General features: G+C 66.4%; 9 protein-coding genes. 4 read left to right on the forward strand and 5 right to left on the reverse strand.

Translation table 11 applies throughout. The features are described from left to right. Positions 1-38: 38 nt before the first annotated feature. The 4 genes from CG471_RS20615 to CG471_RS20630 are packed head-to-tail and all read left to right on the forward strand — an operon-like array spanning position 39 to position 5107. Positions 39-2438, forward strand: a complete 2400-nt coding sequence (locus CG471_RS20615; protein ID WP_099233438.1) for a CoA transferase — start codon at positions 39-41, stop codon at positions 2436-2438. A gap of 36 nt (positions 2439-2474) precedes the next feature. Continuing rightward, positions 2475-3482, forward strand: coding sequence for an LLM class flavin-dependent oxidoreductase (locus CG471_RS20620; RefSeq protein ID WP_099233440.1), 1008 nt, complete (start codon positions 2475-2477; stop codon positions 3480-3482). A gap of 2 nt (positions 3483-3484) precedes the next feature. Further along, a complete protein-coding gene (locus CG471_RS20625; protein ID WP_099233442.1) occupies positions 3485-4126 on the forward strand; it encodes a nuclear transport factor 2 family protein in 642 nt (213 codons plus the stop codon). A gap of 3 nt (positions 4127-4129) precedes the next feature. Beyond that, entirely contained in the window at positions 4130-5107 is a 978-nt protein-coding gene (locus CG471_RS20630; RefSeq protein WP_257211633.1) for an NADPH:quinone oxidoreductase family protein, read from the forward strand. A 45-nt stretch (positions 5108-5152) separates the two neighbouring features. Here the strand turns inward: CG471_RS20630 and CG471_RS20635 are convergent, their stop codons facing one another. The 5 genes from CG471_RS20635 to CG471_RS20655 all read right to left on the reverse strand — a co-directional run. Next, positions 5153-6193: an SMP-30/gluconolactonase/LRE family protein gene (locus CG471_RS20635; protein ID WP_099233446.1), complete on the reverse strand. Its 1041-nt coding sequence runs from the start codon at positions 6191-6193 to the stop codon at positions 5153-5155. 1 nt (position 6194) lies between these two features. Beyond that, positions 6195-6611 (reverse strand): Zn-ribbon domain-containing OB-fold protein, encoded by a 417-nt coding sequence (locus CG471_RS20640; RefSeq protein ID WP_099233448.1) that lies wholly within the window; start codon positions 6609-6611, stop codon positions 6195-6197. A 2-nt stretch (positions 6612-6613) separates the two neighbouring features. Then, on the reverse strand, positions 6614-7765 hold the full coding sequence (locus CG471_RS20645) for a thiolase family protein (RefSeq protein ID WP_257211634.1): 1152 nt from the start codon (positions 7763-7765) through the stop codon (positions 6614-6616). After that, complete coding sequence (locus CG471_RS20650) at positions 7762-9837, reverse strand: 3-hydroxyacyl-CoA dehydrogenase NAD-binding domain-containing protein (protein ID WP_099233450.1); 2076 nt, start codon at positions 9835-9837, stop codon at positions 7762-7764. The genes CG471_RS20645 and CG471_RS20650 overlap by 4 nt, the downstream gene beginning before the upstream one ends. After that, a partial coding sequence (locus CG471_RS20655; protein ID WP_143560253.1) for a hypothetical protein occupies positions 9824-10010 on the reverse strand: 187 nt, incomplete at its 5' end. The genes CG471_RS20655 and CG471_RS20650, both read right to left, overlap by 14 nt.

Here is a 10010-nt window from a genome sequence, read left to right on the forward strand (position 1 = left end):
AACAAGAGGCGGCGCAGACCGCCAAACAGGAGTGCGTGATGCCCGGCCCTCTGGACCATCTTGTCGTTATCGAGCTGTCGACCGAAATGCCGGTCGCGATCGCGGGCATGCTGCTCGCCGACCATGGCGCCGACGTGCTGAAGGTCGAGCCCAGGGGCGGCGCCTATTTCGCCCATGAACTGACCCGAAAAAGCTGGGACCGGTCCAAGCGCAGCGTCGAACTGGACGTCGCCGATGCGGACGACCGGGCGGCGCTGCGCGGACTGCTGAGCGGGGCAGACATCTTCATCCATGCGCTGGAGGAAGGGGAGGCGAAGGCGCTCGGCCTGGACGGCGAGAGCCTGGCGCGCGACTATCCGGAGCTGATCGTGTCGGCGCTGACCGCCTATGGCGCGGACACGCCCTTTGCCGATCGACCGCGCGGCGAGGGGCTGGCGGCGGCGCTGCTCGGCACGATGATCGACAAGTCCAGTCCATTCCGCGAAGGGCCGGTCTATCTGGGGCATCCCGCGCTTCATTATGGTCAGGCATTTCTGGGCGTGATCGGCGCACTGACGGCGATCCGGGCGCGGCGAACGAGTGGCAAGGGGCAGAGGGTGGAATCCTCGCTGCTCGACGCGATGCTGGCCCAATCGCCGATGAACAACTGGTGGCAGGAAGAGGGGATTTCCTACATCAAGGCGGGGGATTCCGGGGCGGTCGACCGGTTCGGCCGGACCCGGCTGGTGACCGGCATGTTCGAATGCGGCGACGGCCTGTTCCTGCAGATTCATACCGGCGGCCAGGGCGGCTTCAAGGCGGCGATGGACCAGTTGGGCTTTGGCGACCGGGTGTCGGCGGTCAAGGGCGCGGCGGAAATGTCGGTGCCGCTGAGCGACGATGAATATCATATCGCCCGCGTCGAGATTTTCGATGCGTTCAAGGCACGCCCGCGCGCCGAATGGATCGCGCTGTTCCAGGCGGCCGATGTGGCGGCGCTGCCGGTGCTGGAACCGGCCGAAGTGCTGCTGGACGAGCAGGTGGAATTTGTCGGCCAGCGGATTGCGCTGCCCGACCCGGAATTCGGCACCATCTATCAGGCGGCGCCGGCGGTGCGGCTGGATCGCAGCCCCTGTTCCGCGCCGCGCCCGGCGCCAGCGATCGGCGCCGACAATGGCGCGCTGGCCGACCTGATCGCGCGTAAGCGGGCCGAACTGGTGGCGGCGGGCAAGCCGCTCGACCGGCCGCTGGAAGGCATCAAGGTGGTGGACTTCTCCTCCTTCTTCGCGGTGGGCTTTGGCGGGCGGCTGCTGTCGGACTTGGGCGCTGACGTTATCAAGGTGGAGACGCCCGATGGCGACCAGATGCGGCCGCTGCCCGACTGTTTCGACGCGGCGCAGCGCGGCAAGCGCGATATCGTGCTGAACCTCAAGCAGCCCGAGGCGCTGGAGGCGGCGCTGAAGCTGGTGCGTGAGGCCGATGTCGTCACCCATAATCTGCGCCCCGGCAAGGCCGACAAGCTGGGCATCGGCTATGAGGCGCTGTCGAAGATCAATCCGCGCCTGCTCTATGTCTATCTGCCCGGCTATGGCTCCAAGGGGCCGAAGTCCCTGCTCAAGAGTTTTGCGCCTCTGGTGTCGGGCTGGACCGGCCTGCTTTATGAAGGCGGCGGCGCGGGAAATCCGCCGACCCGGTCGGTGTTCGGCAACGAGGATTATAATAACGGCTTCCTGGGCGCGGCGGGCATATTGATGGGGCTGGAGCGGCGCGCGATCAGCGGCGTCGGCGACTATATGGAGATACCGCAGCTCCATTCGAGCCTGTGGACCACGTCCGAGCATTTCCTGGATGCCGACAAACAGGTCGTTTACGGCTTCCGCCTCGACAAGGATCAGGCCGGCTATAATGCGCTCGACCGGCTTTACCGCACCAGCGACGGCTGGATCTGCATTGCCTGCCGGCAGGACGGGCGCTTCGCGGCGCTGGCGCGGGCGGTGGGACAGGCCGGGCTGATCGACGATCCGCGCTTTGGCTCGCCAAAGGAACGGTCGCTGCATGACGCGGCGCTGCTGGCGGCGCTGGCGCCCTGGTTTACCGACAAGACCAGCGCGGAGGCTTTCGCGCTGCTCGATGCGGCGGGTGTGCCATGCGAGATACCGGCGGCGAAGAGCTGGGTGCGCGAGGCGCTGTGGCAGGATTGGGCAGTGACCAGCAACCGGGTGATCGAGAATTTCGATTCCATGTATGGCCATGTCCGCCAGTTCGGCAGCTTCATCCATCTGAGCGACACGCCGGGCCATGCGCGCAAGTCCGCGCCGCGGCTGGGCGAGCATACGCGGCAGATATTGGCCGAGATCGGCTATGCGCCGGACGCGATCGACGCGCTGATCGACAGCGGCAAGGCGATGCAGGCGGCGGACGTGACCGGCCGCATCCAGTCGCGCGTCTCGGCCGCCTGAACCAACAGCCAATAATCGGGAAGAGGAACCCAAAGGGTGCAGTTGAACCTTCGTTACGACATGAACCGGCCGGATTTCGGTGCGCCGCATCCCGTGCTTTACCGCACCGCGATCGAGCAGGCGCAATGGGCCGACAAGCTGGGCTTTACCCAGGTGTTCCTGGCCGAGCATCATGGCGCGGAGGGCGGCTATTGCCCGTCCTCCATGGTGCAGGCGGCGTCGATCCTGGGGGCGACGGACAACATCGTCGCGCATCTTTCGGCGCTGGTCGTCACCATGCACGATCCGCTGCGGCTGGCCGAGGATCTGGCGGTGCTGGACAATATCGCGCCCGGCCGCGTGTGGCTGACCGCCGGCATGGGCTATCGCCCGCATGAGTTCGAGATGTTCGGCAAAGACATCACCAAGCGGCTGGCGATCATGAACGAGGCGATGGCCACGCTGAAGCAGGCCTGGACCGGCGAGCCGTTCGAGTTTCGCGAGCGCACCGTGCGGGTGACGCCGGCACCGGCGACGCCGGGCGGCCCCAAAATCTACATGGGCGGGTCGACCGACAAGTCGGCGATCCGCGCAGCCAAGGGCGGCTATCAATATTTCCCCGGCCATCCCGACCTGTTCACCCTCTACAAGGAAGAGCGGGAAAAGGCTGGTTTCCCGCCGCCGGAGGAACTGCGCAAGCCGGCCGCGAGCTTCCTCTATGTTTCCGACGATCCGGACCGCGACTGGCCGCTGGTGGCGCCGCATGTCGCCTATGCGACCAACGCCTATGCCGAATGGGCCAAGGAGCGCGGCACCGGCCAGACACGTTACCAGCCCGCCGAGACGATCGAGGGACTGAAGGCGATGCCGAACATCAAGGTGCTGACGCCCGACGAATGTTTCGAATATTTGAAGGGGCTAGGTCGGGGTACGGCCGTCACCTTCCACGCGCTGCTGGGCGGGCTGGACCCCGAAGTGTCGTGGCGCAGCCTGCGCCTGTTCGAGAAGGAAGTGCTGCCGCGCCTGCGCGCCGAGCCGGGCCTGCTGGAAAATCCGGGAGAATGAGCATGGAAGAACGCAATCGTCGCGGCACGCTGGCCGCCATGCTGGCGCTGCCGATCGGTATGGCCGCCGCTGCCGAAGCATCGGCCGCCGCGCCAAAGGGAAAGGCGAGCGGCATGGACATGGCCCAGCGGCTGGACATCATCGAGTCCAAGCAGGCGATCACCGAACTCCTCTATTCTTATGCGCGGGCCAATGACCGGGCGGACGAGGCGCTGCTGCGATCGCTGTTCTGGCCGGAATCGACGCACAAGCATGGCAAGTTCGAGGGCAAGTCGTCCGATTTCGTCGGTTTCGCCTTCAAGATCGTGTCGACGCTGAAATATGCCTGCCATCACATCACCAATGTCTCGGTGGATGTGAAGGGGGACAAGGCCTTTTCCGAATGCTATTATTTTGCGCAGCATCGGCGCGACCGCAAGGAAGGCGGGGGCGAGGAGGATGTCTTCTTCCAGGGCCGCTATCTCGACGATCTGGAACGGCGGAACGGCGTGTGGAAGATCATTCGTCGCCGGGGCCTGTCCGACTATACCTCGCCGCCCGAACCGGCGCAGACGCCCTATGCCGACTGGCCGGCAGGGCAGCATAGCGAGAAATATCCGAGCGACGATTATTACAAGATGCGCCAGCAGTTTCTGGGCAGCTGATCCGTGCGGGCGCTGATGTGCGAGGCGCATGGCGCGCCTGAGCAACTGGCGTTCCGCGACGTGCCCGTGCCCCAGCCGGGGCCGGGCGAGATCAGGCTGGCGGTGCGGGCGGCGAGCGTCAATTTTCCCGACGCGCTGATGATCCAGAATCTCTACCAGACCAAGCCGCCCTTGCCCTTTATCCCCGGCGGCGAGGCGGCCGGGGTGGTCGATGCGATCGGCGAGGGCGTCAGCGGCTTTCGCATCGGCGACCGGGTGGCGGCGATCCCGTTCCAGGGGGCCTTTGCCGAGCAGGCGGTGGCGCCGGCTTTCCGCACCAGCATCATTCCCGATGCGATGGGCTTCGACGTCGCGGCCGGTTTCACCATGGTCTATGCGACGGCACTGCACGGGCTGCGCCAGCGCGGGCGGTTGCAGGCCGGCGAAACGCTGCTGGTGCTGGGCGCAGCGGGTGGCGTGGGACTGGCGGCGGTGGAGATCGGCAAGCGCATGGGCGCGCGGGTGATCGCGGCGGCCTCCAGCGCGGAAAAGCTGGATCTGGCGCGGGCGCATGGCGCGGACGAGACGGTCAATTATGCGCAGGTCGACATCAAGCAAGCGGTGAAGGCGCTGGCCGGGGAGCGCGGCGTCGATGTGATCTTCGACCCGGTCGGTGGCGATCTGGCCGAGCCGGCCTTCCGCACCATGGGTTGGGACGGGCGCTATCTGGTGGTCGGCTTTGCCGCCGGGACCATACCCGCGATCCCGTTGAACCTGCCGCTGGTGAAGACGGCATCGATCGTCGGCGTGACATGGGGGATGCATAGCCGGCGCGAGCCGGATATCCATGCCGCCAATATGGCGCAGCTTTATGACTGGTATGAGCAGGGCGGATTGCGGCCGGCGATCGGCGCGCGGTTCGGCTTTGACGAGAGCCGGGCGGCGATCCGCTGGATCATGGATCGCAAGGCGCAGGGCAAGGTGGTGATCGAGATGGCCTGAGCGCGAGAGCGGGAGGACATGAGATCAACCCATGCCGAATCTCTCTTATCCGGCCGGCCAGTTGGCGAGCGGGGCGCCGGCGATGGTGGTGCGGGCCTGGACGATCATGCCCTTGCCGCGCGAGACGACATAGAGCGTGCGGCGATCGGGGCCGCCCCAGCAGAGATTGGTGGGCATCGCGATCTTTTCGCCGGCGGGATCGTGGAGGATGTCGATCTGGCGGCCCTGCGGCGTCAGCGCGACCAGCCGGTTGGAAAAGGGCAGGGTGATCCAGAGATTGCCGGCCATGTCGAAGGCGATGCCGTCGCAATAGCCGAGCGCTGCCTTCTCCTGCGGCGGCAGGGCCAGGATCGCCTTGACCGTCTGGTCGGGGACGACGGTGCCGAGTTGCGGGCCGAAATCCTGCGGGTCGGCCAGGGTGCCGTCGGCGTTGCGGCGCCAGCGGCGGATGCGCCCTTCGGCGGTCAGCGAGGCATAGACATGGCGTTCGTCCCGGTCGAGGCAGAGGCCGTTGACCCCGCGCAGGTCGCGCGCGACGATCGCGGCGCTGCCGTCCGGCCGGACCATGTAGATGAAGCCCGCCGGCGTGGTGGTGCCGATATTGGCGGCCGGCCCCCAACTGCTGTGGGTGCAATAGATGCTGCCATCCCGTGCGGTGGCCGGACCGTTGGAGGCGACGAGTTGGCGCCCCTCCAGTTCCGAGACGAGCGTTTCGACCCTGCCGGTTTCGAGGGTGATGCGCTGTAGCGGGCCGGGCTGCTGCTTGAGCAGGCCCATATTGGCGACGATGACGCGGCCCTGTGCATCGACGGCGACGCCATTGGCGGCGAGCGGGGCGCCGACCTGCCGCAGTGGCTGTCCCGGTGCCAGCACACCGATCGCGCCACCGCTGTTGGACAGGAACAGGCGGCCGTCGGGGGCGCTGGCGACACCCTCGGCATGGTCGAGCCCGTCGATGACCAGGTTGAAATCGGCCGGGGTCAGCGGTGCCGGGGCAGTGGATGCGCGCGGCGTGCGGGCGCGGGTGCAGCCGGCGAGCGCGAGCGCCGCGCCGCCGAGCAGGACTGTGCGCCGGTCCAACTGCATGTCAGCGGACCGGCACGAAGCCGGCGATGCGGTGATCGCCCGCCTCGACCGGGCGGAAGCGCAGGCGCATGTCGCAGGCTGGCTCGACGCCGTCGTCATCGACCAATATGCCCGCGATCCGCACGCCCGGCGCATCATCGGGCTCGAACAGGATGACGGTGTAGGGGACTTCCGCCTTGTGGTCGCCGGGCAGCAGGCTGCGGATCACGGTGGTGAAGCTATAGGCCTTGCCCTCGGCCGAGACCGGGCGCCATTCCAGCACGGCATCGGGCTTTCCGGGGACGACCTCTGGCGGATACCAGACCCATTCGCCGGTTTCCGCGTCGGCGGTGATGCGCAGTTCGCCGGCATCGAGGCCGTCATAGAAACCCTGAAACAGCGGGTCTTCCAGATGGACGGGATAGATGGGAATGCCCATGGTCAGTCCCTCGCAAGGATGGTGGTGGAATGATTATTGCCGCCCAAGCCCGCGACCGCGCAGAGGCGGGCGTCGGGCACCTGACGGTCGCCCTCCTGCCCGCGCAGCTGGCGCACGGCCTCGATCAGCAGGTTGATGCCGGGAACATAGCCGCCCGACATATGGCCGCCGCTGGTATTGACCGGCATCCGCCCGCCCGGCTTCGCGTGGCCGGCGGCGTAGAAGCGCGCGCCCTCGCCGCGATCGCACAGGCCCAGCATCTCGGTCTGGACGATGGCCGAGATGGAGAAGCCGTCATAGACCTGGGCGAGGTCCAGATCCTTGGGATCGACGCCGGCCATGGCATAGGCCTGCGCCGCCGAGTCCCAGCCGGGATAGTCGAAAGTGCAGGGTTTCTGCGTGAACAGCACGCCATGGGGATAGTTGTTGTAGCCGATGCCGACGCCCTGCACCGATATCACCGGATGGGGCAGGTCGCGGGCGGCCTCCACCGCGCTCACCACATAGGCGCCGCCGCCATCGGTGGTGAGGCAGCAGTCGGCGACGCGCAGCGGGGTCGAGATCATCGGCGTCTGGCGATAGGCGTCGAGGTCCATCGGATCGCGCTTCTGCGCGCCGGGGGTCAGCGCCGCCCAGGCGCGGTAGGTCATCGATACGGACGCCAGTTCCTCCTCGCTCATGCCGAATTCATGGGCGTAGCGATTGGCCATGGTGGCGAAATAGGTGGGCTGGCCGAAGAAGCCGGCGGGCATTTCCAGCCCCGCCTTCTGCGGTTCGCGCGCGTGGAAGCCATAGACGCCGCCCGGCTTGGTCGAGCGGATGGCATAGGGGACGAGGACATGGCGGGCGAGCCCGGCCTCGATCGCCAGTTGCGCCAGCCGCAGCGCGTCACCGGTGGTGGCGGTGCCGCCGGCCGTGTCGGCGACGGCGGTAAAGCGCCGGTTGGCGGCGCCGATCGCATGGGCGACCTCCTCCGACGGGTGGCCGACATATTTGTTGCTGACATGGCCGTCGATATCGGCGGGGGTAAGGCCGGCGTCAGCGATCGCGGCCAGGCTGGCGCGGGTCATCATCTGCATCACCGTTTCCTCGCCCTTGCGCAGGAAAGCGGTTTCGCCAATGCCGGTGATGGCGACTTTGTTGCCCTTGATCATGCGTCCTTGAACCCCTTGCCCTGTGCCACCAGTCGTTCGATCAGCGGGGAGGGGGTGAAGGCGGCGCCATGCGCAGCCTCCAAGGCCTTGAGCCGGTCGAGGACGGTGGGAAGCCCCTGGAGATCGGCCCAGAACATCGGGCCGCCGCGATATTTCGGCCAGCCATAGCCGGTGATCCAGACGATATCGATGTCGGACGCGCGCGAGGCGATGCCTTCGTCGAGGATGCGGGCGCCCTCATTCACCATGGCGAAGAGGATGCGATCCTGGATTTCCGCGTCGCTGATATCGCGGCGGGTAATGCCCTGCTTCGCGGCGAAATCCTCGATCACCTGCATCGCGACCGGCGAGGGGGTCTGTTTGCGGTTGTCGTCATAATCGTAGAAGCCGCCCTTCGTCTTCTGCCCGTGGCGGCCCATTTCGTTGAGGATTTCGCGGACATTGGCGGAGCTGGTGGTCTTGGGGTTCCAGCCGACATCGAGCCCGACCAGATCGCGCATCTGGAAATGGCCCATGGCAAAACCGAAATCATACAGCACCTTGTCGACCGCCCAGGGCGTGGCCCCTTCGAGGATCAACTGGTCCGCCTGCGTATTGCGAGCGGCGAGGATGCGGTTGCCGACGAAACCATAGCCATTGCCGACCAGCACGCCGATCTTGCCGATCGTCTTGGCGAGCTTCATGGCGGTGGCGATGATTTCCGGCTTCGTGTCTTTGGTGCGGACCACCTCCAGCAGCTTCATGACATTGGCCGGCGAGAAGAAATGGAGGCCGACGACGCTGTTCGGCCGGCTGGTGGCGGCGGCGATGTCGTCAATGTCGAGATAGGAGGTGTTGGTGGCGAGAATGGCGCCGGGCTTAGCGATCTTGTCGAGCTTGGCGAAGACCTCGCGCTTGACGTCGATCTGCTCGAACACCGCTTCGATGATCAGGTCGCAATCGGCCAGATCCTCCATCGCGATCGATCCGGTGAGCAGGCCCATGCGGGTGTCGACATCCTCGGGCTTCATCTTGCCCTTCTTGGCCGTCGTCTCATAATTGCCGCGGATGATGCGCAGGCCACGGAACAGCGCGTCCTCGTTGGTCTCGACCAGGGTGACGGGGATGCCGGCATTGGCGAAGTTCATCGCGATGCCGCCGCCCATGGTGCCGGCGCCGATGACGCCGACCTTGGCGATCGGCAGGATCGGGGTATCGGCGGGCAAGCTGTCGACCTTGGCGGCCTGGCGCTCGGCGAAGAAGACATGGCGCTGGGCGGCGGACTGGCTGTCGGCCTGCAATTCGTTGAACAATTGGCGCTCGAAGGTCATGCCCTCGTCAAAGGGCAGTTCCAAGGAGGCCTCGACGCAGCGGATGATCGCTTCGGGAGCGTTGAAGCCACGGAATTTGCGGGCATTGGCCTTGCGGAAATCGGCGAAGATTTCCGGCTTGCCGCGTGCCTCGTCCAGCCTCTCGGTGCGGTCGCGGACCTTGAGCTGCGGGCGGCCTTCATTAAGCACCCGCTGGGCGAAGGCGATGGCATCGGCGCGCAACTGGCCTTCGGCGGCGAGTTCGTCGATCAGGCCCATTTCCTTCGCGGCTTTGGCCGAGACCGGGCTGCCGGCGGTCATGAGGTCGAGCGCCTTTGCGACGCCGACGATGCGGGGCAGGCGTTGGGTGCCGCCGGCGCCGGGCAGCAGACCCAGATTGACTTCGGGCAGGCCGCATTTGGCCGAGGGCACGGCGATGCGATAATGGGCGACGAGCGCGAGTTCCAGGCCCCCGCCCAGCGCTGTGCCATGGATGGCGGCGATCACCGGCTTGGTGGCATTTTCCACCACCAGTTGCAGGTTGCGCAGCGTGGGTTCGACCGGCGGCTTGCCAAATTCGGTGATGTCCGCGCCGGCAAAGAAGGTACGGCCTTCGCAGGTCAGCACCATGGCGCCGACGGCGGAATCGCCGATGGCGGTCTCGACCGCGCTGGCGACGCCTTGGCGCACGGCGTTGGAGAGGGCGTTCACCGGCGGCGAGTTGACCGTGATGACCGCGATGGAGCCTTCCACCGCATAGGTGACGACGTCATTGACCTTCATTCAAGCCTCTGTGCGTTTGGGCGCCCGGCTGGCCGGCGGATTGCGCGGCCAGCACCTGACGGGCGCGTTGGCGGAAATAATGCTGGAGCCCGGCGATCTCTTCGTCGGTCAGTTCCTGGAAGCGCGGCATGCCCCGTTCGCGCAATATGCCGTTGTGCAGCACATCCTTCATG

It is taken from the genome of Sphingobium sp. IP1 (assembly GCF_002708645.1).
GTDB classification, from domain to species: Bacteria; Pseudomonadota; Alphaproteobacteria; order Sphingomonadales; family Sphingomonadaceae; genus Sphingobium; species Sphingobium yanoikuyae.